Origin of the sequence: Puia sp., assembly GCF_035546395.1 — a bacterium.
In the GTDB taxonomy this organism is placed as follows: Bacteria; Bacteroidota; Bacteroidia; order Chitinophagales; family Chitinophagaceae; genus Puia.
The window spans coordinates 13,785-37,477 of sequence record NZ_DASZXR010000001.1 but is presented as its reverse complement, the minus strand read 5'-3'; the positions used below and the strand labels follow the sequence as shown (position 1 = coordinate 37,477).

The following is a 23,693-nucleotide window of genomic DNA, read 5'->3' as shown; positions in this document are numbered from 1 at the left end:
GCCCTACTTTGTCGATGCGGAAGGATCGCTTTTCACTACGGGCGAGGCGGCTGAGCAGGAAGGATTCCAGCAGGGCGATGCGTTGGCCGTACAGGGTGTTGCCAGCAGCTGGTTGTGTAGTTGCGTGACCGGGTTGCCGAGGATCGCGCCGAGGTCGGAGACGTGGTCGTTGAACTGGCCGATGGCGTCGTCGAGAAAATAGGCTGCCGAGTGGGGGAAAAATTTCACGCCGAGCATGGTGTGGGACCCAGCGGAGCGGATGGCCAGCGGTTTTGTGATCTGACCCCAGAGTTCGATGTCGGGGTTGGTGTTCTCCCGGGTCGACCAGGAGCCTTCCCCAAGATTGAAGATGATCTCCATGTCTCCGCTTGGGAAGACGGTGTCTTCGAAGGCGGTGGCCCGCGCGGACTGGAAGAGATAATAATGCCGGATGTAGGGCTTTAGAATCTCGGATGGAGGGAAGTGGGAGAACTCCATGGGTTGAAAGTACGGTTTTTGCCGTGATGAGCAAAGATAGAAGGGGCGACTGGGGTGGAATTGTAAAAAAAGGAACCATTGTTAGGGATAGCCGGCCGCGGATCGTTGAATTTAAGGGAAAATGGGCAACTTTTTGGGACCGGTTCGGCCGATACAGTGCTACATCGGGCGGTAGTTGACGGCTTCCGGCCGGAGGGAATGGAGGGGTTGATTGTTGCAGAGCGCCCGTGGTGCGGGGCGCTGTTTGGGCTGGGAACGTTGGCGTTCCACCGGTATGGGCTGGGGCCGTTGAGGCCTGGGTCTTGCCTGCTCCTGCCGTTCCTGCAGCATGCGCTGATAGGGAGTCATGCGTTGTTCGCGGGTTAACTGGACCGGGCGTTTTGTTTCGGGCGACTTTCTTATCCTGTTAAAAAAGAAAACCAAACCGACGAGCAGGGCCAGCAGGGAGATGGCGTCCCCGCGCAGATGGACCGGGCCAAAACCCGTATTCAGATCGGCATTGATACCCAGCGAGGCCAGGCTTTTGAGGATACGGGGAGGGAGGCCGAGCTGGGCTGCATAAGCGAGCAGGCCGCCGGTGGTCAGGCAGAGGAGCAATAGGAAAGTCCCGGTGAAGACGGCGCTCAGCCGGTGGACCAGTTCGTGCCCGACGGGAACACCGCGGACGATGGATGCGATGAAGATCACTACGAAGTAGCTGATCATAAAAAGACAGGGGACCAGGATCAGGTCGATGGTAAATGACAGGCGGACGGGAATATCAAGGACGGTGAGGCTGGGTGTAAGGGTCGCCTGACCCGCGATCCGGGAGACGCCTGGCGCAACCCATCCCTGGCCGGGGAAGATGCAGGCCACAAAGAGCAGAAGCACAATAACCACGGCGGGAAATGGTCGCTTTCCGCTAGCTTGAGTTGCCATAAGAATAAGAGTTCAAATATTATACCAGTGTATTCCCCGCTCCTGCCGCATTGACCGGATAGATGTCTGGATGACATTTAAAAGCAGCGGCGTCGGACATTCTGTCCATCCACTTTTGATAAGCTTTGTAAAAACATTGGCAATCAGCCAGATAGAGTGGGCAGCCAGAATCGGGAAGGCTTTTTGCACTAACAGGTAAAAAAGGGAGATTTAATGGCAGAAACCTGGAACAAACGAGAACGGGAAAGGAACAAACGGCAGAAGAAACAACAGAAGATGGAAAAGAAACAGGGACGTAAACAGACCAAAGGCCATCATGACTGGACTGAGATGCTGGCCTATGTTGATGAGAACGGGAACCTGTCTTCGACACCGGTCGATCGTCCGTCGTAATTACTTTTCCGACCCACGAAGCGATGCCCACCCAACGGTGGGCATCGTTGTTTGTCCTAAATACCCCTTTGTCTGTCGCATTCGCCCCTTTTACCGGAGGTTCGCGCGGTGTAATTTGATTAAAAATATTTTTACCATGACTAAACTGTTTATCTGGTTAGGCGCCAGCTGGCTTATTTCTCTTTCAGGCAATGCCCAGCGACCGGCGGGGTGGGAACTGGACAAGATGCCGCCGGACCTCGAAACGGAGCTTGCCCTTCGGGCTTTACCGCCGCATCTGCGCGGCGGTGCGACGGTCTACCTGCTGGACCCGGCGAAGGGCTACTACGTATCGCATAAGGGCACGAACGGGTTTATCTGTTTCATCGACAGGACGGATTGGGAATGGGGCGAATTCCGAAAGGATGTCTTTGCGCCTATTTCTTATGATGCCGAGGGGGCCCGGACGATCTTCCCGACCTATCGGGACGCCGCTGCGATGCGAGCATCCGGCAAATTCACGGCGACGCAGGTCAGGGATACCATTATTGCCCGCATTCGTAAAGGAATTTACCGGGCCCCGGCCCGGACGGGTGTGTCCTATATGGTGGCGCCGGTCATGCGAGTCTATACCGGTAATCCTGGGGATAACCATGTCATGACCATGAGCATGCCGCATTGCATGTTCTATGCGCCGTACGTGTCGGAATCCGATCTGGGCATTGGTAACGACTTTCCGAAAGGCCCCGCGCTGGTGAACCCGGGGAATACGGTGCTGGGGGCGCGAAAAGGACCGTTCGGGTATGTCATCATGGCGCTGAATGAGGAGGCGACGGCAAAGATCAGAGCGGATGGGAAAGACCTGCTGAAGCGGCTTGCCGCGTACAGCCCCTATTTTAATCTGGAAGACACCCCGATCCATCATTGAGCAAATGCTATCTTTGGCGACGCATGAAAACCCAATCCTTCAAACTAAAAGTATCGCCTGCGATCGGCGCCGTATCGGCGGAATATTTCGTGCCTGAGAAGAGTCGATTCCTTTTTACGCTTGCCCATGGCGCGGGCGCGGGGATGGATCATTCCTTTATGGTCGATCTGGCGAACAGGCTCGCGGCTGCCGGGGTGGCCAGCCTGCGATTCAACTTCCCTTTCAAAGAGGATAAGAAGGGAAGGCCCGACACTCCTGCAGTAGCACATGAGACGATCGCCGCGGCCCTTCAGCATGCGCATGCCACGCATCCTTCCCTGCCACTTTATGCAGCGGGCAAATCCTTTGGCGGGCGGATGACCTCACAGTACCTCGCTGCGCATCCCGATCCGGCCGTGAAGGGGATCATCTTCTATGGCTTTCCCTTGCATCCCGCGGGAAAACCATCTATCGATCGGGCCGAACATTTGAAAGAAGTAAAAATACCCATGCTGTTTCTGCAAGGGACCCGGGATCAACTGGCCCATTGGCACCTGATCGAGCCGGTTTGCGCCTCGCTTCCGAACGCGACCCTTGTAAAGATCGAGGGGGCCGATCATGCCTTTAAGGCCGGGAAGAAAGATGTGGTGTCATTGCTGGTGAAGGAGACGATTGCTTTTTTACCATCCTGGCGGTCTGATGGTTTCCCGTGTGGCTCCATCCCGGGGGCATGAAAATGTACAGGATCTTGTTTTTTAGCCCCGGGGCCTTTGCCACGTCTTTGGCAAGGTAATAGATCTCGCCAAAGTACACATCCCAGAAATTGTTGGGATTCATTTTGCGGGTTATCCCATATTCGATGGGCACCTCCTTCTTTTCGTACTGGAAGGTGCCGAAAACGCGATCCCAAATGTTGAGTAGATTGCAAAAATTGGTATCCATATACAACGGGTTGCGGGCGTGATGCACCCGGTGATGGGAAGGGGTCAGGATGATCCGGTTGAGGAATCCAAGCCGCGCATCAGGCAGGATATTCTCGCCGATGTGGATAAAGGCTCCCCAGGTCCCGTCGATGAACATGATGAAGAACAGCAGGGGAGGGCTGACGCCGGCCAGGATGCAAATGGAGGTCCGGATGACGTCGGCGTAGGGCCCTTCGAGGAAGAAATGCGCGTAGCTGACCGAGAGGTTCATGCTTTGCGGCGCGTGGTGCGTGGAGTGCAGGCACCAGAACAGCCTGATCTTGTGCGCCAGGAAATGATAGATAAAATGGGCAAACTCCCAAACGATATAGCCATAGATCAGCCAATACCAGGTGAAGCCGGTCTTGAAGACCGCATGCTTTTCGAGCAATCCAATGCAAAAGGCGATAGCGGCAATGGAGATGAATCTCGAAAGGAAGCGGTTGCCGATAAAGATCAGAAAGGGAATTTTATAATCTTCGATCCGGAACTTCTTATACAGTATTGCGCGGAGGATCTCGAGCAGCAAGATGAATGGGATCACGGGGGAGATCGCGGCCAGGATGCCGTCCAGGGTAAGGAGGGCTTTGTAATTGCCGGTATGTGCCATGTCCAGCAGGGATCCGATGCCGAGAAAGGAGATGAGTTCCTGGTATAATTCGTTGAGGAGATTCATATGGCAAGTCAGAGTCAGGTAAAAATAGGATTTTCCTGTTAACTTTATCGAAAAATGGTCTTACCGATTGGCGACGATAACAGGGACAGGAGAACCACCCCGATCGTCAACTATCTTCTCATAGGGCTCAACATCTTTGTATTCATTTATTATCAACATTGGGGGCATGACCTGCGGTTCACCTATTCCTACGCCGCCATACCGGGCGAGATCCTCACGGGGCAGGATATCGTCACGCGTTCGGGACTACAGGTTACGCCGATCCCGGTCTTTCTGACCTTGTTCACTTCGATGTTCCTGCATGGGGGGATCGGCCATATTGCCGGCAATATGTTATTCCTTTTCATCTTTGGGGATAATGTAGAAGATGCGATGGGGCATCTCAAATACCTCTTTTTTTATTTATTATGCGGGATGCTGGCGGGGCTGAGCCATGTATTCACGGTCGCCATCCTCGGTGATAACCCCTTTATCCCAAGTCTCGGCGCCTCGGGCGCTATCTCCGCGGTGCTGGCGGCCTATGTGCGGTTGTTTCCCGGTAAAAGGGTCTTTCTGTGGATCTTTCTTTTTATCGTTCCCGTTCCTGCCTTCGTGGCCGTAGGGATATGGTTTGTTTTCCAGTTGGTCGATGGATTGGGGATGCTGGGTGGCGAACAGCCGGACGGTATCGCTTATGCGGCACATATCGGCGGCTTTGTTTTTGGATTGTTGCTGACGCGGATGTTTGCGGGAAATTATCGGGCGAGGAGAGGGTATTGATGCCGGCATTCATCTTACCAATATCATGGTGCCTTTTTTGGAAATGATCCTTCCGGTGTAGTCGGTTCCTCGCAGGAGCCACAGGTAGGCATTGCTTTCCTGTAGTCTTCCCTGTATCCTGCCATCCCATCCCTGTCCTATCTGAGACGTGCTGAAGACCAGCTGGCCCCATCGGTTGTAAACGCGGAAGTAGTCGAGCGAGGAGATGCCGATGCATACGGGCCGGAACAGGCTGTTGCTGTTCGTACCCGGCGTGAAGGCATTGGGTACGAAAATATCCGGCAGCGTGTGGGCGATAGTGACTTTTACGTTCGTCGTACCATAGCAGCCGAAGCTGTCGGTCGCGGTGACCTGGTAGGTGATGCTGTACATCTCGGACCCGTACAGGCCGATGGGATTGGGAATCCCGGGATCGCTGAGATATACGGGTGGCGACCACTGGTAGACGTCCTTATAGGGATCGGTGCTGGTCGCCTTGAACTGCAAGGGCTCATCGACGACCACCAGGGTATCGTTGCCAACATTTACCTGGATGGGCGGGACGACGACCACCGTAAACGTATCCGAAAGGGCGATGGGGCAATCCTCGTTGCGGATATTGAGGATGTAATCGGTCGTTTGCTGCGGTGTGACCACGGCGCCGGTGGAAAAGGGCAGGGTGGCGACGGCGCCTTCTCTTCCGCCCCGGAACGATCCAAGATTTGTCCATTTGTATTCGGTGCCGGTGGTTATCAGCGCCTGCAAGGGAGCGGATGCACCATAGCAGACGGTGGTATCCCGGGGGGTGATCTGGGCCTGAGGCATGGCGCCCTTATAAAGATGCACGAACAGGCTATCGATCAGGGTCGTGCAGCTATTGTGCGCCTGGGCGACGATCCATCCGGGTTGCGGCCCGACGGTGACGTCGATGGCGTTTCCGCTGCTGCCGGGGCTGATGATCCAGCCGTTGGGAACCGACCAGGCGTAGGATGCGCTGTCCAGCGACGGAATTGAATACTTCCCGACGTTGTTGGCGCAAGCAAGGGTATCGCCGCTCATTTGCAATCCTGCACAGACATCCCTGAGGGCGAAGTAGGCATAGGCAAAATGGCCGCCCGGTACGCAATTGTCCGCTTCGAAGGTTAGCGATACCTGTTGCCCGCGATAAGGGGTTAGATCGAACGTCACTTCCGTCCAACCTTTTGTCCAGACGTCCTGCAGGTGTTGTCCGTTGCCCTGGGGATCGGGCGAAGGATTGGGGGTAGGCAGGGAACTTGGGGCGAATCCATTGGCCCGGGCTGTCGCCGAGTCGAGGCCGCCGCCATTGGTGGGAAGAAAGTATTCGGGTGAGGCGCAGGTGATCACGCCGGCGGGAGTGCTCACGATGGCCCGGGCCATTGGTTGGTCGAGCGAGGCATGGGCGCCGTTCTCCAGCACCATGGCATAGGCATAGGTCATGGTGTAGGGAAGGGTGGAGGGCCCTGGGGGAACATTCACCTGGTAGGTGATCCCGCGGATGTAACCGCCCAGCGGGCCGATGCCGGACGGTGTTCCGGCGCCCGGCTGGTCATTGGGTCCATTTGGCTGGCGGCGGGAGACGGAGGTGGAACCCAGCAAAATGGCATAGTGATAGGCATAGCCATTGATGGTCGGGATCATGGGAAATCCGCCAAAGGGATCGGCAGCCTGGGCGGTGATCACGCGGACGCCGCTTACCCCTGGCAGGTTGTATTCGGGAAGGGTGGAGGCGCCGATGGTTCCGAAAGGCGTGGATGCATTGGAATCGTACACCAGTTTGATGGCATCGGGGCCATTGCCATCCTTATTGTTACCGGTGTAGGCCTGCCAGTGGGTAAGCGTGCCGCTGGAGAAGTTGATATTGATCGGGCAGGATTGTATCTGTTCGAAAGAGGGCAGCGCCGGGAGGGTCGTCAGGACCCAAAACCATAAATGCATTCCCGGCCGCGTCATAGCAGAAGATTGGTGTGTCTATAAAAATACACAATTCCTAAACGATAGAAAAGACGGGGCGGTTGCCGGCTGCGGATGGCGGGGTTTGCCGGTGGCAGAAAGACTTATTTGGTAGGTGGCCGGAAGCTCCCTTTGCCGGTGGTCAGATAAGAGAGCAGGCTTGTGCTGATCCAATGGGTCCAGCCCGATTCGCAATCCTTGTAGCATTCGATGTCCGGCGTTAGACCCTGGTGTTTAAAATTCAACTCTGTGGCGCCATTCTTCTCGGCGAGATCGAAGATCAGCCGGGTATTGGTCCATTCCGTTTTATCCGAATACCAGGGCATGTAACAGTCGGTAACCAACCATACCACTCGTTTACCCGGGATCAATTCTTCCACGGTAAAATTGAAGAACGAATCCCCGGTCATCTTTACCGTAAACGTATCGTTCTTCTTTTCGGAACTGCCGGTAACCGTGACGCCCCACCATCCCGGTACATTGCTGATCCTTTTGGTCGCTTCTTCTGCGCTGATGTTGGCGGAAATGCTGCTGGTAAAGTCTTTGTTTCCCATTTTGTTTGATTTTTCAACAAAGCTAGTGTGTGGGCGGCGGGAAGTATTGTAGGAATGCGAATTCGGCCGTCAGCCCGCAAAATTCCGGATACTGAGCTCGTTCACACTGTTTTGCAGCTCGGTCGGGGTAGTCCCGGTAAACCGTCGGAATGCCCTTAGGAAGTGGGATTGGTCGTAATAGTACTCAAAGACCAGCTGTTTTAGCTGATTTGCCGGGGCCCCGCTGGAATAGGCCTGGTAGAATTGTTTGAAACGAACGATCTCCGCGAGGTTCTTGGGACTGGTACCCAGGTTTTCGGCAAATTTTTTTTGCAACCACCGGGAAGTGTAGCCGGTGGCTTTTTCCAGCGTCGCCACGGGGATCAGACCTTTGGAGCTGGAGATGCGATCGACACAATAGTCGAATATGGGGTCCGGCGTGGCACCCTCCAGCTGTTTGAGCAGGAAATTCTGGAGGAGCTGCAATTTCAGTTCCGGGGTGGCTGCGTCGGTCAGTTGCGACTGGATCTTTTTGACGGTGTTGCCGAACAGGGCTGTCATATCCACTATCTGGTTCCTGACCTCGTCAAGCGATATTTTAAACAACCGGTAGGCTCCGAGTGGGTTGAATTCGACGATGATCGTGCCGGTATCCGCATCTTCCTGGGGGTCGAGGGTGACCGGCGTATCGATGAGGCCGGTGAGGGTCAGCTCGTTCTCCCGTTGCAGAAAAGGGTTGTTTCCTACGCGGGCCGCGATGCCGTTGCGGTAGGTCAGCGTCAACTTCAGATTGGCGTTGGGAACGATCAGCTTTCGTTCACCGGCTGGCAAGCGGCCGGTGCTTTCGAACACCCAAAGCTTTGCAACATATGCGCAGAGCAGCGGATGCGGGGTGATCGAATTGAAGCGGAAGTTGGTCATGGCATTATCTCTTTGTCATGGCATGTTCTTTGAAAAACTTCGTCACCGCCGGTCCACCCTGGTAACCCAACCCGACCGCGAGCGTCTTTTGATTGGACATCGGGCGCCTGTTGGCTGCCGCCACGTCGCCCTGCTGTATCATATACGACTGATAGTCGGGGTTGTCATCGACGGCCATGTTAAAGCCGTTGATAAACATGGCCGGACTGGCGCCGCCTTTGAGCAATTTGCCTTGTACCAACCGGGCCAGTACGATCTCCGGATCCAATATCGTGGAGTCTCCGGACGCTATAAGATGGAACTCTCCTATATTGAAAGAGGAACTGAAAAGGTAGAAGGTGGGCTTCACTTTCGGGAAGCTGAGGGAGAAACTATCCGGGGTCTTATAGTTGACGGTGTAATAGGTTTCATCGAGGAAGGGTACGTTCACCGGGATGGTATCCAGCCAGGTCCAGCGGATACCGGCCTGAACCGGGACGGTTGAGCCATAATTGGTAGGATAGCCGGTAAGGAGCAGGTCATATTTCTGGAACAGTTTTTTGTTGGCAGGAACCATCGTCTCATAGGTGTAATTATGGGTATATTGTCCATGACCCGGGGCCAGCAGCAGTGCCTTGTTACGATTTGTCGTATCCATATAGCCAAACAATCTCGGAAGGATATCGTATTGTGGGGCCCAATTGAAACTGATCGTTTTGGCGGTATCCAGCTGCGAGCAATCGACCGTGTCATGTTGGCTGCCGATCTTATGCAGCTTATACAAGGCGGCGTAGGGGAAAGCGATATAGGCATAATCGTCCTGTTCCCAGGGATAGCTGATCGTCAGGTCGCTGGAGTAAGAGATGCCTTCCGGGCTGAACCAGGGGCCGCTACCGGTCAGCATCGTGGGGCCGGGATCGTCATTGCTCATGAACTGCCAGTAAAATGGGGCAGGGGTTACGACGTTCTTCAGTTGCATGGTCGCGGCCCCGGTGACGACCGGGTATACCTGGCCGGGTACCGAATCGGATAAGGGCACATTTTTCCATTTTGCGAGATCAACGGATTTATAGGTGTATACCATGAATTCCGGGGGTGCTCCTGCCGGGACGTCGGAGTAGATGACTGAGACATCCAGCAATTTTGCAGCGGTCGCCAGGTCGGCTGTTACCGTTCTGTTATAATCCACCAGGGTGTCGAGCAACAGCTTGCCGCCCGCCTCGCTGACCGAGAGCTCGTAGTTGGTCCTGAAATTACTATCAAGCGTATGTTTCCTGACCAGGTAGGAGAGGCTCATATGCAATTTGGGGGCCGGCGGGGGAGGAGTGGGCGTGGTCGTGGTATCGTGCGGCTGTGAAGGGTTGGTTGCAGGGGCCACCGGATCTTTTTTGCAGGATAGAACGAAAAGGACAAGGAGCAATGCGGATAACGGTTTGATATAAGGCATCTTTCGTGGTTTGGGTGCCACCAATCTACTAAAAATATCCTTCTTTTCCTAGTGCGTCATATTCAGCGGCCGGAAATGCAGCGGCGCCAGCTGACAGGGCCCACTGACCAGCTCTGCCAAATCGATCGCTCTGCGCTGAAGATCGGCGAACTGCCAGGTCCCGGGGATCTCGGCGGGATCATGCACCGTGGTTCCGGTCAGGAACCCGGAAAGAAAGGCCGGCGTGCCGAATGCATTCGGCACCACCTGGCGGAAGGTTGCGTTCGTCTCGATGTTATGGCAGCCATTGCAGGTGTTTAACGAAAGCATTTCGCGTACCGTGTCATTGTTGGTCAGCGTTGCCAGCGGTTCGGCCCAGAATAAGGGCGGCTCTGGCGCCACGCCCCCGAGGAAGGCCGTATCCCGGCCGTGAAAATTGAACAGCAGCGGTACGATATCGGTGTTGTTCTTGATCCGGCCGGCGTGCTGGACCATATAACTGTCGAGAAGGGCCGTGTTGTTGAATATTGTCTGCATGCTTTGCTTCGTGGTCGTGTTGAAGAGCTGGTGCGTGCCGGGGTCGATATTAAATTCCCTTAATTCCCAGGGGTCGCCGAATGCGTTCTCGTTGCTCCGTAACTGGTCGAGGCTGCTGCCGTTAGGTTTTGCGGGGTTGGTATTGGCGAGCGTGAACTGATCGGTGATCGCCTGCAGGGCGGTATTATAGGCAGGGGAGGGGAGGGTGAGATCCTTCAGATGGTACCATTGCTGGGCATAGGCCTTTATCGCCGTGCAACCGGTCTTGTTGACGCCATATTCGAAAATTACGTTGAAGGGCATTGGGGTGCAATTTTGGTCGAGTCCGCAAAAGACGAAGCGGCCTTCGCCTGCGTTCCCGCCCTGACCGGTATAACCGGGGTTGGATCGCAGATCGAGCCGGTTCACGATGGCCAGCAACCGGAACGGCGCGATGGACAGGTCGAGGGTGCTGTCGGCAAGACCGTTGCTTTGCACGAGCCAGCGATGGATAAAGTCGCCGATGTTCGGCCGGATCGCCAGCGGGTCGCTATTGACCGTTTGGGTGTGGGTATAGGTGAGCAACCAATTCAGGACGAACCGCGACGGGGTGATGCCGGTAGCCGAAGTGTTGGCCATCTGCGTCATCAGGAATCCGAAGGTCCAGGGACCCATCTTTGTCCCGGCCTTGCTACAGGGGTCGTAGGTGCGTGTCGGGTCTTCCACCACCGACGTCGCCGTAACGAAGACGCTGTTGGCCTTCAGTGCGGCCACCAGGGCAGGAGAGGGCGGGAGCAGGGGGAAATGAAGGTGCAGGATGCCGCCCCTTAACAGCGTGTTGATATCGATCGCGCTGACTTGTGCGGTACCTGTTAGGATCCGTCCCCTGAACATCGTCAACGGTACGGCTGTGTCCTTCCCCATCCCTTCGGCCTGGCTTTTTCGCAGGGCCTCCACGTCCAGCGTCGAGATGCCGGTATAGACGTTGTCTTCCTTCTTCTCATCGGGGCTCACGCCGTCATCCCGCAACACGATCTTCCTGTCGCCGGCCATATAGGCCAGATAGGGGCTGCCGATGCTGGCTTTGGGAAAGCTTGCCCGGATCAATATATTTCCCTCTTCGGTGGGCTTTTGTAACAGCTGCACTGTCATGTCCTCTGCGATCGGGGGATCGACCGCGAAGGCGGGGTTGATGGCTACGGTGTCGAGTCCTTTGTCCCGGCCCTGGTGGCAGGAGCTAAAGGAGAGCGGCGCCAGGAAGGTAACGGCTGCGACGATAAGGATGGTCCAGAAAAGCGGAGACCGGGAGATGGTGCGCATGGGAATAGGGTTTAATGGGGTGATGGATAAAGATAGACTACCGTTGGGGGATGTGCTATTCCCTGTTAATGGTATTTTGCGCCGGGACATGAATGGCCTGCCGTATTACATGAATCACCAGGTGTGGAATCCTGCTTTCGACGATCCGCGCGGCATTGGGGGAGACCAGTTTGCGATGGCGCTTTCCTCCTGGCGGCTTAACTATGCCTATTCCGGTAACGAGCGGGTGAAAGAGAACATGTTCTTTATCGCCGACTACTATCTTGCCCGGCGGTGGGCTGCTCGTTGTTCGAAGAGCGAATGGGAAGAAGGTGCTTTTGCTTAAATAATACCGGGGTTCGTTTATCTTACCATGACGGTGCCTGGATGGAAGGTCCGCCAGGAGTGCCAGAATTCCTGGTATGCCTGCACCGGTTGCAGCTGCGCGCCTTTCATCGGCCCTTCGGTACAGCTGCCGTTTGGCTGCCAGGTGCTCTGGGTGTTGATATCGCGGATGGTATTCCTGCTGGTGTCATACAGGAAGCTCAGGCTATCGTTGTAGGACAGCGCGTAAAAGGTCTTATTGTCGGGCTCGATGGTGAGCAGCAGGTGCAGCTTGCCGATGGTGTCCGGGATAACCCGATCGTTCACCAGGTTGTTCCAGTCGTAGGCCTTGCTTCTTCCGTTCGATTCGATGCCGATCACCCAGGACTTGAATTGCCAGGAGGCGGAGTCCCTTTTCTCCAGGCCGCTTTTAAGGGTGCCTTCATCATAACCTTTCAGGCTGTCATATTTACTTTTGAAGTTCGGGTCGGGTTGCAGGGTCAGGCTATTGGGATGCAGGGCCTGCCAATGGGCGAGCGTCATCTGGGCGGAAGGGATCTCTTCCAGCTGCTGTCCCTTCAAAGAGCCGGTGATCGCTTTTCCTGTCGCCTGCTGCCACCAGCTGTGCGTATCCGCATCTTCAAACATCGCGTTGAAATGGTCCATTCCCACGAGACGGAACGCGGCATATTTGCCTTGAACAAAGGGGCTGTATACGCGCCCGGTGCGGCAAACGGTGCAATACGTGACCAGGACCGGCTGGCCGCCCACGGTATCTCTTACCTGGTGATGATAACCGATAATTTCGATCGGATAGGCCTTTGCTGCTCCCTTTATGGCGACGCCGATGACCAGGCGGTCGGGATTGGTGCTGTCGGCGAGGAATTGTTTTACGGTGGGCTGGTAAAACATCTTCCCGGCGAGGAATTTGAAATTGAACAGGTAGAAGACTACACCATAAACCAGCAGTATCCCAACCAACCCGATCTTCTGCCATACTTTACCCGTGCGGAGATAGAACAGCACCGCCCAAATGACCAGGGCCAACCCGATGAGCCGCAGCCAAAGGATATTCCGGTCCAGGAAATAAGCAAAAGCGACGGTGTCGTGCTGTTGGCTACCGGGGAAGGGCATGATAAAATAAACGCGCAGGATCTCGAGCGCGAAAAGAAAGATCAACCCGATCCACAATGCGACGGATTTAGACATAGGTGAAATATACATCTTTTCCGGCTATCGGGACATTTTGACCGGGGTCAAATCATTGAAAAGAAAGTGTAAATTCGCAACCGATTGTCGATCTATATCCTCAAAATATGAACGCAGAGCCGCAAAATGTGCTGGATTACCGGGGCGACCATACAATCTTCCTTGTCTGGAACTTCAAGAAGGACCAGGAGATAGGAGCCGTCTTCCAACGAATTTGTGCGTTGGTGATCAACCTTAATAATTCCAGCGATACCCGGTTTCCCGACTCCGGCGCGGCCTGTGTGATGGGCATTGGGCATGACGCCTGGTTGCGGCTTGGTCTTCCGGAGCCGCTGCCAAAGGAGCTGGCGAATTTCAAGCCCATCGTCGGGGAGAAACATACAGCAGTGGCAACCCGGGGCGACCTGCATTTTCATCTCAAGGGAGGTTCCAAAAGTATTTGCTACGATATGGCCGCCAGTCTTGGTCAGCTACTGGACCCGGTGGCGGTTTCTGTGGAAGAAGTTCATGGGTTCCGGTATTGGGATGGGCGATCGATCCTGGGATTTGTCGACGGTACCGAGAATCCCAAAGGGGATAAACGGGCCTTTTTTGGGTTGATCGGGGATAGCGACCCCGCGTATAGAGGAGGGAGTTATCTTTTTGTTCAAAAATACATCCATGATCTGAAGGCCTTCAGGGCGCTTTCCATCGAGGAACAGGAAAAGGTATTCGGAAGATCGAAAGAGAATGACATTGAAATGCCGGATGACCAAAAGCCTTCCAATTCTCATATTGCGCTGACCAATGTCGGTGACGATCTCAAGGTCATCCGGGACAATCTGCCGTTCGGGAATATGTCGACCAACGAGATGGGAACCTATTTCATCGCTTATGCGAGTACGTTCAGCACGGTAAAAATGATGCTGGACAATATGTTCATCGGTTCGCCGCCGGGGAATTACGACCGGTTGCTGGATTTCAGCACACCGAAGACGGGGACGCTTTTCTTCGTTCCCACGGCATCCTTTTTGAAGAATATTGCATCGGGGGCGCCGGCCCTGGAGGCCATTCCTGCCGACGCCGGCGGGGAGGCCGGACCGCGGCCGTCTCCGGGCGACGGGAGTTTATTGATCGGATCACTAAAAAAAGAATCAGGATATGAATAATCTTTATCGGGAGCTGGCTCCGGTTTCAGCCGCGGCATGGGAAGCGATAGAAGAAGAGGCGCGGCGTACGCTTAAGCGGCATCTGGCGGCGCGGCGCGTCGTGGATGTCGAAGGTCCAAAGGGTTTTGACTTTTCGGCGGTCGGGACGGGGCATACGCAGGGGATTGCGGCGCCCGGCGAAGGGATCCAGGCCGTGCGGCGTGAGGTGAAAGCATTGGTCGAGCTCCGGGTTCCGTTCGAGCTCTCGCGCCAGGCGGTTGACGATGTCGAGCGCGGCGCGACGGATTCGGATTGGTCGGCGGTGAAAGATGCGGCGCAAAAGATAGCGTTTGCGGAAGACAACTCCGTCTTCGAGGGATACGACGCGGCGGGGATCCAGGGGATCCGGCAGGGTAACAGCAATTCCGCGTTGACCCTCCCTTCCAGCGTGCGGGGATACCCGGATGTCGTTGCGCAGGCGGTGAGTCAATTGCGGCTTGCGGGCGTCAATGGCCCTTATGCACTTGTCCTTGGTTCCGACCCTTATACGGCCGTGCATGGCGGCAGCGATGAAGGATACCCCGTCCTGACGCATATCCAGCGGCTGATCGATGGGGAAATCATCTGGGCCCCGGCGATCAGGGGCGGTTTCGTGGTTACCACGCGTGGCGGTGATTTCGAATTGGATCTCGGCCAGGATATCTCCATCGGATATCTCAGTCATACCGAGACCAGCGTCCGATTGTATCTGCAGGAAAGCTTCACTTTCCGGCTGTTGACGACGGAGGCCGCGGTAGCGTTATCGCCTGCGGAGAAATAGGTCGCTTTTCAGGCGACCTGGGACTCCTTTAAGCCGCTCCTGATGGACTCCAGCCTGGAGGCTGGCAGGATGCGTTCACAGGTAGCGATGAGGGATTGATAGACAAATTCGGGGGCTTCCTGCTTTACCGCGCCAAGCCATTGCAGGATTTCCGGGTTATTCAGCCCTTGTATCATCCATTCCGCAACAATTCTCATCTCTTCCGGCGGGACGGACTGCTGGATCCTGCGGACCATTCCGAGTATGTCAGCGTCGCTGTAGTGGCGCCAAAGGAGTTGATTCAGCTCGTGTTCCTCCTTGTTCATATGGTTCAGGTTGAAGGCGACAAACGCGTTTAGGGCATAGTACAGCCGGCTGCCCGCCTCACGCTTATCCTCCGCCCCGTGCCAGGCTTCGATCATTTCCCTCAACTGTTTGCCGAGGGCCAGGTCCGTGACGTGCTCACCCTCGAATTCGAGGATAAAAGCGGGCGCTTTCTCCTCGATGGGGTGCAGGATAAAATGGTCTTCATGGTGTGCATGTCCGTCCATCAACTGGAGCAGCAGTCCGACCTGCCTGATGGCGGGCAGCGATTCTTCGACGTTGCCAAGATCGGAGCGCTGGAGCCGCAGGACGGTGTCGAACATCAGCGTGCGCAGGGCTTTGTGGATCGGGTTGAAGGCATTGTACCGGGGTGCGTTCATTTTGTTGGGTTTTGTTTTGGCAAAGTTGGTGTCCCGAGGGCTTCCGGTCAAGGTGGAATGGGATGAATTGTCGTTTTCATTGAAAGAGTCGTGCCGAACCGGTTGATCTATGCCGTACCTTTCCGGGAGACCCAGGTGAACCCGGCGCTGGGACAGAACACCGGTTACCGAAAACTTCTTAAAAACACTATACATGAACTATCAGCTGACACAAGCGCAAATCGATTCCTATCAGCAAAATGGCTTCCTGGTTGTCGAAAACTTTCTTTCTCCGGAGGAACTGGAGGACTGGCGGAAGCAGGTCATGGCGGCCGTGAAGGAACGGGCCGGCCAGAAGATGCCCGGAAAGGTGGGGAAGACAGGGGAGGATGACGGTATCAACGAGGATACGGAGTATTTCGGGAAGGTGTTCGATCAGCTGATCAATCTCTGGCAGACCCATGAAGGCGTGAAGAAGCTGATGATGGACAAGCGGATCGGGGAGATGGCGGCCCGGCTGGCGGGCGTGGATGGGATCCGCATCTGGCATGACCAGGCCTTGTTCAAGCGACCCTGGGCGAACCCCACGGCCTGGCACCTGGATACCCCTTTCTGGTCTTTTACCGACCGGAATGCGCTGTCCATCTGGGTGGCGCTGGATGACGCGACCCTGGAGAACGGCTGTTTGTATTTCATTCCCGGGTCGTTCAAGAGCACCCGGTTCGACAACAGCGGCATCGGCAAGAACATGGACGGCATTTTCAGCGTGTATCCGCAATTGGCGACTGTGAATTCGGTTGCCGTTCCGATGAAGGCGGGCAGCTGCTCGTTCCATAATGGCCTGACGATCCATGGCGCCGGGGCCAATATGACCTGCGGGGACCGGCGGGCCATGACCTGTGCCTATATGCCGGACGGAAACGTATACAACGGTCAGCCGAATGTCCTCCCCGATGCCTACGTAAAGACGTTGGCCGTCGGCGATCTCCTTAACAACGAACTACAGAACCCCCTTATTTACCGGAAGTAGAACATGGATAGAAGAACTTTTTTGCTCCGCAGCTCGATACTAACTGCAGGATTTACTTTTACGAAATTGACGTCAGTCCGGGCTGAGCAGGCGCCGAATGGCAAGTCCGTTGAACTCTATGAGATCTTCAAGAATCCCCAGTCCATCCACCGTCCCTTCGTGAGATGGTGGTGGAATGGGGACAAAGTGGAAAGAGCGGAGATAGCCCGTGAGCTGCGGCTGATGAAGGATGCCGGCATCGGCGGCGTGGAGATCAATCCTATTAAATTCCCCCCGAGGACGGATGACCTGGGCAAGCCGGCTATCCGCTGGTTGAGTGCCGAATGGGTCGAATTGCTGGACTTTACTTTGCGGGAGGCGGCTGCGCTGGACATGACTTGTGACCTTATTGTCGGTTCCGGCTGGCCGTTCGGCGCGGAGTACCTGCTGGGCGACGAGCGGTCGCAGGCGATGGTGATCGCCGCGCACAAGCTGGAAGGTCCGGATGAATACGAGGTGTCCCTGTTCGATTTCTTCAGGGAGGCCGATCCTGCGGTGTCCTCACCCTTTCCCGGCCGGCTGATGGAGCTGATCGCCGTGAAGCTGGCTCCGGACCCTTTGGAGAGTCTCGACCAGGTGAAGGACTATACGGCGTCGATCAAAGGCGAGTCGGTGACCGTCCCGATCCCTCGCGGTAAACATGTACTTTTTGGCCTTGTGAAGGTAAAAGGATCGATGGAAGTCATCAACGGCGCGCCGGGCGCCAACGGCCCCGTGTTGAACCACTACAATGAGGCCGCCGTCAAGAAATACCTGGATCATATGTCGGACACGATCCAGCAGCAGACCGGCCCGCTGGCAGGCCGGGTGAGGAGCTTCTTCACCGACAGTATGGAGCTGGAAGGAGCCAACTGGTGTTCGGACATGGAGGTGGAGTTTAAGAAACGCCGGGGGTACGATCTGATGCCTTACCTCCCCTTCACCCTATTCAAGACGGGGGCGATGGGCAATATCTACGATTTCGATTATGGCGCAGGGCTGGCGCCGGCGCTGAAAGACACCATCGAGCGGGTTCGTTTTGATTTCGACCTGACGAAGACGGAGCTGGTGACCGAACGGTTCATCCGGACGTTTACTGACTGGTGCCGGGAGAACAAAGTGCTTTCCCGGGTGCAGGCCTATGGGCGGGGGTATCACCCGTTGGAGGGAAGCTTTACGATCGACCTGCCAGAATGTGAGACCTGGATCAAGTATGGCATCGGGAAGGAACTGAGTGAGGCGGACTATCATATCGGCCGTGCTTATTCGATGATCAACAAATATGTTTCGTCGGCGGCCCATTTGAAGGGGCGAAAGCATATCAGCTGTGAGGAGCTGACGAACACCGATATGGTCTTCAACGATACGCTGGAGATCCTCAAGACGGCCGGCGACCAGAGCGCTCTTTCGGGGGTGACGCATCCTGTCTTCCATGGATTCAATTACTCGCCGCCGGATGCACCCTTCCCGGGTTGGATCCGCTATGGCACCTTTTTCAACGAACGGAACACCTGGTGGCCCTTTTTCCGCCGGTTTACGGACTACAAGGCCCGGTTGTCGGCATTGCTGCAGCAGGGGACGATGTTTGCGGACATCGCCGTGCTGCCCCCGGTGAACGATATGTGGAGCGTCGACGGCGCGCAGAACGAACCCTTTCCTTCTTTGATGTATCCGCCCTGGCTGCCGCTTGTTTGGGAGTCTATCCATCAGAATGGCAGCGCCTGCGACTATGTGTCTGACGGCGTGATCCGGGATGCTTCTCTTTCCGACGGGCGGCTGGTGTATGGACCTCGCAGCTATCATACGCTGCTGCTGGTGCAGGTGGAACGGATGGACCCTGCGACGGCGGAGAAGATTGTTGCGTTTATCTCGGCCGGCGGGCGGGTCATTTTTATCGAGACCTGGCCGGTGAAGTCGCTGGGGTTGAGCGATGCGGCTCGCCGGGACGCTGAGGTGGTCGCCTGGGTGTCTAAGATGAAGGCCATGCCTGAGCGATGCATTTTCGTTCGTCGGCCGGAGAGCAATTTCCTGCAATGGTTTCGGGATATTCAGCAGAAGTATGCTTTGCCGCCTTATGTGCATATCGACAAGCCGACCTCCTTTGTCAGCCAGGTGCGGTACCAGGCGGGGGAGACGGAATGGTTGTTTTTCTCCAATACCGACCTGACCAACGAGCATGTCATCACGATCCTGCCGTCGAAGGAACTGGGGCAGGGCAAGCAGGCCTGGATCTGGGATGCGGTGACAGGGGAAAGATTTTATGTTGGAGACGGAAGCAAGCCGATGACGCTCGAGCTGGGGACAGGGGATTCGCGGCTCGTTGTTTTCGACAAGGAAAAGAAGGGGCCCGCATGGAATCCGCTGCCGGCTGGGGCTGTAACCTCTTTTGCGCTTACCGGGCCCTGGGTTGTCGAATTGCATCCTATCGACGGGAGCTCGCGTACGGCGAAAATGCCGGTGCTGACGGACCTGAAGGATGATCCTGCGACGGTTGCCTTTTCGGGGACTGCGGTTTATCGGATTTCCGTGAATGCCGGGAACGGCGCCTTTTGGGAGCATATCAATTTGGGTCGAGTGGCCGGGGTTTGCGAGCTGATGGTGAACGGGGTTTCTGCGGGCGTTTTGTGGTATGGCCGACGGGTGTACCGGATCGGGAATCTTTTGAAGTCGGGGACCAATGTGCTGGAGATAAAGGTGACGACATCGATGGGCAACTATATGAAGACGTTGAAGGATAATCCTGTTGCCCAGAAGTGGACCAATGAAAAACGGCAGGACCAGCCTATACAGTCGATGGGCTTGCTGGGGCCGGTGCGGTTGTATTAACTCTTTTAAATTGATAGGGATGAAATATGTACTTTTTTTAGGATTGGCCCTTGGGCTTGGGCTTCGCGCCGGTGCGGCCTCTAAGGATTATCCTGCCTCGCTTTTCGGGATACGGTCGGACGGTGTCACGTTGAATACCCGTTCGATCCAATTTGCGATCGACTATGTGGCCGGCCAGGGTGGGGGAAGGCTGGTATTTGACGTGGGTCGCTATCTGACGGGTTCTATTCATTTGAAATCCGGGGTTAGTTTGGTGTTGAAGGAGGGGGCTGTGATCGTCGGGTCGCTGAATCCCTTCGACTATGACAAAAAGCTGGTAACGGCGCTGATCTTTGCCTATGACCAGCACGATATCGCCATCGAGGGTAAGGGAGTCATCGACGGGCAGGGGAGGCAGCTGGCCTTCAATGTTGCCGATGTCTATCACAAAGGACTTATCAAGGATGCTTTCCGCAACGACCGGCCGGAGGCGGATATCCGGGCGATGATCATCAATTTCCGGGGGTGCCGGAATGTGGTCATGAAGGGCGTGACGATCCGGAATGCAGCCAGCTGGGTGCAGACCTATGACCAATGCGTGAACCTTCGGCTGGACAGTCTGTATGTGGACAGCAAGGCGTATTGGAATAATGACGGGATCGACATTGTCGATTGCGACAGTACTTCTGTGACCAATTCGTATATCGATGCGGCGGATGACGGCATCTGCCTGAAATCACATGACGGTTCGAAGTATTGTAACCATGTCTTTATTTTTAATAATGTTATTCGCAGCAGTGCAAATGCTATTAAGTTCGGGACGGCGTCTTTTGGCGGTTTCCGGAATATCCGGATCATTAACAATCGCGTCTTCGACACGTATCGTTCGGCGGTGGCGTTGGAGGCCGTGGATGGCGGGTTTGTCGAGAACGTGGAAGTGGATGGGCTGACGGGGATCAATATGGGGCATGCGATCTTCTTGCGGATCGGCGAGCGGCAGAAGGGTAGAAAGGGCCGGTTGGAGAATATTCAGATCCGTAATGTGAGGGTGGAGATTGCTGCGGGCAAGCCGGATGCGGGGTATGAGTATGAGGGGCCGATCGAGGATATGCCGCGGAATATCTCACCTATTGTGATAGCGGGGATGCCGGATGCGTTGATCTCCCACGTACTGTTGGAGAATGTGGACGTGCAATATCCGGGTGGCGGCAATCCTTTGTTTGCCCGGCTTGACCTGGATTCTTTGGACCGGGTGCCGGAGCGGCCGGAGGCCTATCCGGACTTTTCGATGTTCCGGGAGTTGCCGGCCTGGGGGGTCTATATCCGGCATGCGCAGGAGGTGGAGTTTCGGAATGTGCACCTGTCGGCTTCGAAAAAGGATTACCGGACGGCGGTGGTGCTGGACGATGTGCGGCGGTCGCAATTCGTGGGGTTGAACGTGCAGCAGGTGGGGAAGAAACCTGCGGTTTACCAGCATAAGACGGAGGGTATTGTGATCAAGTGAACCAAATGTACTATCTTCCGGGAAAGGCGAATTAATGATCAAAAATTACCTGCTTGTTGCCATCCGTAACTTTCGGAAGGGTAAAGTATATAGTTTTATCAACCTATTGGGCCTTGCCGTCGGCATGACCTGTTGCTTTCTGATCTTGATTTTCGTTCGGGACGAGCTCAGCTATGATCACTTTCAAAAGAAGCTCGACCGGCTCTACCGCATCACCTATATACCAAAATTCGCGGGCATGGAAAAAGGTCTGCCCACGCTGTCGATAGCTGCCGCGCCGTTGCTCAAAGACTATTTTCCGGGGATCGAAACCTCGGCCCGGCTTTTCCGCCGGAGCGCAACTATTCAAAAAGACATCACTAAAACGGAGGAACGGCAGTTCTTCTTTGGCGACTCCACCCTTCTCGACATTTTCACTTTCCATTTTCTGCAAGGCGATTCGCGCCACGCCCTTACAAACCCTTCCACCGTTATCCTGTCGGCATCCGCCGCCCGCAGATATTTCGGGGATACTCCCGCCGTAGGCCAGTCGATCCGGCTCGACGGGGATTATCCGCTGCTGGTCACAGGGGTCTTTGCCGACTTCCCCGACAACTCCCACGTCCATATCGACCTTCTTGCGAGCTATCCAACCATGTTCGCGACGATCACGCCGGAGGCCAAAACGAACCTGGATCACAACTGGATCATCAGCCATTCCTCCACGTATGTGCTGCTCAAACCCGGACAGGCTGCCGCCCCGATCGATAAAGGGTTTGCGGGTTTTATCAAAGCGCATGCGCCAAAGGAATTTGCCAGGGACATCGTCTATCATTTGCAGCCCGTGCGGGACATCCATCTGCGGTCGGATCTGCTCAGTGAGATCGAGCCTGTCGGCAGCATCACACAGGTATATATTTTTGGGGGCATCGCCCTGGTCACCCTGGTGATCGCGGGAATCAATTTTGTGAACCTGAGCACTGCCCGGTCTTTGCGCCGTGCCAAAGAAGTGGGAATGAGGAAGGTGTTGGGCGCCGAACGTAAACAGCTGATCTTCCAATTCCTTGCCGAATCGCTCGCGCTCAGCTTCCTGGCATTTTTGGCGTCGATCGTCCTGCTTGCGGCGTTTCTCCCGGTGTTCAACGATCTTGCCGACAAGCATTTCATATTCTTCGACCTGCTAAGGGACGGCAAACTCTGGCTGGGCTTGCTGACCGTGTTCCTGCTCGCAGGGTTGCTGGCCGGGCTCTACCCGGCGTTCTTTATCTCGGCCTTTGAACCGGTGACGACGTTGAAAGGCGATTTTGCCGGTAACAAGGGCAGGGGAGGGCTATTGCGCAAGACCCTGTTGGTGGTTCAATTCTCTGCCTCGATGGGATTGATGATCGCCACCCTCATCATGTTCGGGCAATTGAATTTTCTACAGGCTAAGCCGCTCGGTTTTGAAAAAGAAAATACGCTGGTTGTCCCCGTTCGGACCTGGAGCATCAATTCGATCTTCAACCGGCCCAACGACAGCCTGTATCACCGGTTGCAGGCGTTCCGCGAAAAGGTGCTGACTAATCCGGACATCAAAGGGATGACTTTGTCCGACCAGCAACCCGGACTTGGGGTGTTGCGCAGAGGCGTTCTCCCGCAAGGTTTTTCGGCCGGCGATAATCTCTTTGCCCTGAACATCCGGGTCGATTACAATTTTATCCCTACCTATGGAATGCAAATGGCGGCAGGCCGGAATTTCTCCGAAGCCTACGGATCCGATAAAGACCATGCGTTTGTGATCAACGAAACGGCAGTCCGGCGGTTTCATTTCGGGACGCCGGATCAGGCAATCGGGAAAACCATCAGCCTGATCGGCAAAAGGGACGTGAAAGAAAAGGAAGGGATCGTCGTTGGCGTCGTTCGGGATTTTTATGCCGAGTCGCTTTATTCACCGATCGATGCTCTCGTCATGGACGTCGATTTCCCGAGCTTAACGAGCTTCTCGATAAAAATACGCGCCGATAGGACAAAGGAGGCCATCGCTTTCCTGCAACGGAATTGGGACGCCTGGTTTCCCGGCAAGGATTTTCAATTTAGTTTTTTGGACAAGACCCTTGGGGATCAATACACCCGGGATCAAAAACAGGGTAGGGTGATCGGCTATTTCTGCGGTCTGGCCATCTTCGTGTCCTGTTTGGGATTGTTGGGATTGATCGCGTTGATAGGCCGCCAGCGTGCCCGCGAGATAGGCATCCGGAAGGTTCTCGGGGCGACCGCGACCGGGGTTGTGATCCTGCTCTCGAAAGATTTTATCCGGTTGATCCTGGTGGCGATCGTCCTGGCTACGCCGGTTGCCGTATGGGTCATGCATCGATGGCTGATGCAATTTGCGTATCATATCGATATCAGTTGGTGGATGATCGCATTGTCGGCCGCTGGGATGGTGGGTATTGCCATGCTGACCCTCTGCCTGCAGGCTGTCCGGGCGGCGTTGGTCAATCCGTTAAAAAGTCTTCGGTCCGAGTAGCTTCGACGGCCGGC

General features: G+C 55.4%; 21 protein-coding genes. 11 read left to right on the top strand and 10 right to left on the bottom strand.

All coding sequences use genetic code 11. The features are described 5' to 3' along the window. Window positions 1-3: 3 nt before the first annotated feature. Complete coding sequence (locus VHE34_RS00190) at window positions 4-477, bottom strand: DUF6597 domain-containing transcriptional factor (protein ID WP_325583321.1); 474 nt, start codon at window positions 475-477, stop codon at window positions 4-6. Between the two features lie 159 nt (window positions 478-636). Beyond that, window positions 637-1,395 carry a hypothetical protein gene (locus VHE34_RS00185; RefSeq protein ID WP_325583319.1) on the bottom strand — a complete coding sequence of 253 codons (759 nt, stop codon included), beginning with the start codon at window positions 1,393-1,395 and terminating at the stop codon, window positions 637-639. A gap of 213 nt (window positions 1,396-1,608) precedes the next feature. On the opposite strand from VHE34_RS00185, the gene VHE34_RS00180 reads away from it, so the two are divergent. From VHE34_RS00180 to VHE34_RS00170, 3 genes are all read left to right on the top strand, one after another. Further along, window positions 1,609-1,788: a hypothetical protein gene (locus VHE34_RS00180; protein ID WP_325583317.1), complete on the top strand. Its 180-nt coding sequence runs from the start codon at window positions 1,609-1,611 to the stop codon at window positions 1,786-1,788. Window positions 1,789-1,924: 136 nt separating this feature from the next. Continuing rightward, a complete protein-coding gene (locus tag VHE34_RS00175) occupies window positions 1,925-2,695 on the top strand; it encodes a hypothetical protein (RefSeq protein ID WP_325583315.1) in 771 nt (256 codons plus the stop codon). Between the two features lie 23 nt (window positions 2,696-2,718). Further along, window positions 2,719-3,408 (top strand): alpha/beta family hydrolase, encoded by a 690-nt coding sequence (locus VHE34_RS00170; RefSeq protein WP_325583313.1) that lies wholly within the window; start codon window positions 2,719-2,721, stop codon window positions 3,406-3,408. On the opposite strand, the gene VHE34_RS00165 is transcribed toward VHE34_RS00170, so the two are convergent. Continuing rightward, window positions 3,299-4,312 (bottom strand): sterol desaturase family protein, encoded by a 1,014-nt coding sequence (locus tag VHE34_RS00165; RefSeq protein ID WP_325583309.1) that lies wholly within the window; start codon window positions 4,310-4,312, stop codon window positions 3,299-3,301. The genes VHE34_RS00170 and VHE34_RS00165 overlap by 110 nt on opposite strands. A 54-nt stretch (window positions 4,313-4,366) precedes the next feature. Here VHE34_RS00165 and VHE34_RS00160 point away from each other — a divergent pair, with 54 nt between their 5' ends. Continuing rightward, the gene (locus VHE34_RS00160) at window positions 4,367-5,071 is read left to right on the top strand and encodes a rhomboid family intramembrane serine protease (protein ID WP_325583307.1); all 705 of its coding nucleotides are present in this window, start codon (window positions 4,367-4,369) and stop codon (window positions 5,069-5,071) included. A gap of 9 nt (window positions 5,072-5,080) precedes the next feature. On the opposite strand, the gene VHE34_RS00155 is transcribed toward VHE34_RS00160, so the two are convergent. From VHE34_RS00155 to VHE34_RS00135, 5 genes are all read right to left on the bottom strand, one after another. Beyond that, on the bottom strand, window positions 5,081-7,021 hold the full coding sequence (locus VHE34_RS00155; protein WP_325583305.1) for a gliding motility-associated C-terminal domain-containing protein: 1,941 nt from the start codon (window positions 7,019-7,021) through the stop codon (window positions 5,081-5,083). A gap of 104 nt (window positions 7,022-7,125) precedes the next feature. Then, the gene (locus VHE34_RS00150) at window positions 7,126-7,575 is read right to left on the bottom strand and encodes an SRPBCC domain-containing protein (protein ID WP_325583303.1); all 450 of its coding nucleotides are present in this window, start codon (window positions 7,573-7,575) and stop codon (window positions 7,126-7,128) included. 69 nt (window positions 7,576-7,644) lie between these two features. Then, window positions 7,645-8,475, bottom strand: coding sequence for a helix-turn-helix domain-containing protein (locus VHE34_RS00145; protein WP_325583301.1), 831 nt, complete (start codon window positions 8,473-8,475; stop codon window positions 7,645-7,647). Between the two features lie 4 nt (window positions 8,476-8,479). Beyond that, entirely contained in the window at window positions 8,480-9,901 is a 1,422-nt protein-coding gene (locus VHE34_RS00140; protein WP_325583300.1) for a hypothetical protein, read from the bottom strand. A gap of 48 nt (window positions 9,902-9,949) precedes the next feature. Continuing rightward, a complete protein-coding gene (locus tag VHE34_RS00135) occupies window positions 9,950-11,716 on the bottom strand; it encodes a hypothetical protein (RefSeq protein ID WP_325583298.1) in 1,767 nt (588 codons plus the stop codon). Window positions 11,717-11,738: 22 nt separating this feature from the next. Here VHE34_RS00135 and VHE34_RS00130 point away from each other — a divergent pair, with 22 nt between their 5' ends. Continuing rightward, on the top strand, window positions 11,739-12,041 hold the full coding sequence (locus VHE34_RS00130; RefSeq protein WP_325583296.1) for a hypothetical protein: 303 nt from the start codon (window positions 11,739-11,741) through the stop codon (window positions 12,039-12,041). Window positions 12,042-12,058: 17 nt separating this feature from the next. On the opposite strand, the gene VHE34_RS00125 is transcribed toward VHE34_RS00130, so the two are convergent. Then, on the bottom strand, window positions 12,059-13,228 hold the full coding sequence (locus VHE34_RS00125; protein WP_325583294.1) for a DUF3179 domain-containing (seleno)protein: 1,170 nt from the start codon (window positions 13,226-13,228) through the stop codon (window positions 12,059-12,061). 107 nt (window positions 13,229-13,335) lie between these two features. Here VHE34_RS00125 and VHE34_RS00120 point away from each other — a divergent pair, with 107 nt between their 5' ends. Beyond that, window positions 13,336-14,376, top strand: a complete 1,041-nt coding sequence (locus VHE34_RS00120; RefSeq protein ID WP_325583292.1) for a Dyp-type peroxidase — start codon at window positions 13,336-13,338, stop codon at window positions 14,374-14,376. Then, a complete protein-coding gene (locus tag VHE34_RS00115; RefSeq protein WP_325583290.1) occupies window positions 14,369-15,175 on the top strand; it encodes a family 1 encapsulin nanocompartment shell protein in 807 nt (268 codons plus the stop codon). Before VHE34_RS00120 ends, VHE34_RS00115 begins: the two co-directional genes overlap by 8 nt. Before the next feature lie 8 nt (window positions 15,176-15,183). Here the strand turns inward: VHE34_RS00115 and VHE34_RS00110 are convergent, their stop codons facing one another. After that, window positions 15,184-15,858: a hemerythrin domain-containing protein gene (locus VHE34_RS00110; RefSeq protein ID WP_325583288.1), complete on the bottom strand. Its 675-nt coding sequence runs from the start codon at window positions 15,856-15,858 to the stop codon at window positions 15,184-15,186. A gap of 193 nt (window positions 15,859-16,051) precedes the next feature. Between VHE34_RS00110 and VHE34_RS00105 the strand changes: the two genes are divergently transcribed. From VHE34_RS00105 to VHE34_RS00090, 4 genes are read left to right on the top strand one after another with little or no spacing between them, the layout of a single operon-like run. Further along, window positions 16,052-16,867: a phytanoyl-CoA dioxygenase family protein gene (locus VHE34_RS00105; protein WP_325583287.1), complete on the top strand. Its 816-nt coding sequence runs from the start codon at window positions 16,052-16,054 to the stop codon at window positions 16,865-16,867. 3 nt (window positions 16,868-16,870) lie between these two features. After that, complete coding sequence (locus VHE34_RS00100; RefSeq protein ID WP_325583285.1) at window positions 16,871-19,711, top strand: glycosyl hydrolase; 2,841 nt, start codon at window positions 16,871-16,873, stop codon at window positions 19,709-19,711. A gap of 19 nt (window positions 19,712-19,730) precedes the next feature. After that, window positions 19,731-21,194 (top strand): glycoside hydrolase family 28 protein, encoded by a 1,464-nt coding sequence (locus VHE34_RS00095; protein ID WP_325583283.1) that lies wholly within the window; start codon window positions 19,731-19,733, stop codon window positions 21,192-21,194. Between the two features lie 34 nt (window positions 21,195-21,228). Further along, complete coding sequence (locus VHE34_RS00090; RefSeq protein ID WP_325583281.1) at window positions 21,229-23,679, top strand: ABC transporter permease; 2,451 nt, start codon at window positions 21,229-21,231, stop codon at window positions 23,677-23,679. Window positions 23,680-23,693: the final 14 nt, after the last annotated feature.

Coding starts and splice junctions, on each gene's coding strand:
- VHE34_RS00160 (WP_325583307.1), top strand. CDS start 4,367: ATGGTCTTACCGATTGGCGACGATAACAGGGACAGGAGAACCACCCCG.
- VHE34_RS00130 (WP_325583296.1), top strand. CDS start 11,739: ATGGATAAAGATAGACTACCGTTGGGGGATGTGCTATTCCCTGTTAAT.
- VHE34_RS00100 (WP_325583285.1), top strand. CDS start 16,871: ATGGATAGAAGAACTTTTTTGCTCCGCAGCTCGATACTAACTGCAGGA.
- VHE34_RS00185 (WP_325583319.1), bottom strand. CDS start 1,395: ATGGCAACTCAAGCTAGCGGAAAGCGACCATTTCCCGCCGTGGTTATT.
- VHE34_RS00120 (WP_325583292.1), top strand. CDS start 13,336: ATGAACGCAGAGCCGCAAAATGTGCTGGATTACCGGGGCGACCATACA.
- VHE34_RS00145 (WP_325583301.1), bottom strand. CDS start 8,475: ATGACCAACTTCCGCTTCAATTCGATCACCCCGCATCCGCTGCTCTGC.
- VHE34_RS00180 (WP_325583317.1), top strand. CDS start 1,609: ATGGCAGAAACCTGGAACAAACGAGAACGGGAAAGGAACAAACGGCAG.
- VHE34_RS00140 (WP_325583300.1), bottom strand. CDS start 9,901: ATGCCTTATATCAAACCGTTATCCGCATTGCTCCTTGTCCTTTTCGTT.
- VHE34_RS00105 (WP_325583287.1), top strand. CDS start 16,052: ATGAACTATCAGCTGACACAAGCGCAAATCGATTCCTATCAGCAAAAT.
- VHE34_RS00155 (WP_325583305.1), bottom strand. CDS start 7,021: ATGACGCGGCCGGGAATGCATTTATGGTTTTGGGTCCTGACGACCCTC.
- VHE34_RS00095 (WP_325583283.1), top strand. CDS start 19,731: ATGAAATATGTACTTTTTTTAGGATTGGCCCTTGGGCTTGGGCTTCGC.
- VHE34_RS00110 (WP_325583288.1), bottom strand. CDS start 15,858: ATGAACGCACCCCGGTACAATGCCTTCAACCCGATCCACAAAGCCCTG.
- VHE34_RS00175 (WP_325583315.1), top strand. CDS start 1,925: ATGACTAAACTGTTTATCTGGTTAGGCGCCAGCTGGCTTATTTCTCTT.
- VHE34_RS00170 (WP_325583313.1), top strand. CDS start 2,719: ATGAAAACCCAATCCTTCAAACTAAAAGTATCGCCTGCGATCGGCGCC.
- VHE34_RS00135 (WP_325583298.1), bottom strand. CDS start 11,716: ATGCGCACCATCTCCCGGTCTCCGCTTTTCTGGACCATCCTTATCGTC.
- VHE34_RS00115 (WP_325583290.1), top strand. CDS start 14,369: ATGAATAATCTTTATCGGGAGCTGGCTCCGGTTTCAGCCGCGGCATGG.
- VHE34_RS00190 (WP_325583321.1), bottom strand. CDS start 477: ATGGAGTTCTCCCACTTCCCTCCATCCGAGATTCTAAAGCCCTACATC.
- VHE34_RS00090 (WP_325583281.1), top strand. CDS start 21,229: ATGATCAAAAATTACCTGCTTGTTGCCATCCGTAACTTTCGGAAGGGT.
- VHE34_RS00150 (WP_325583303.1), bottom strand. CDS start 7,575: ATGGGAAACAAAGACTTTACCAGCAGCATTTCCGCCAACATCAGCGCA.
- VHE34_RS00165 (WP_325583309.1), bottom strand. CDS start 4,312: ATGAATCTCCTCAACGAATTATACCAGGAACTCATCTCCTTTCTCGGC.
- VHE34_RS00125 (WP_325583294.1), bottom strand. CDS start 13,228: ATGTCTAAATCCGTCGCATTGTGGATCGGGTTGATCTTTCTTTTCGCG.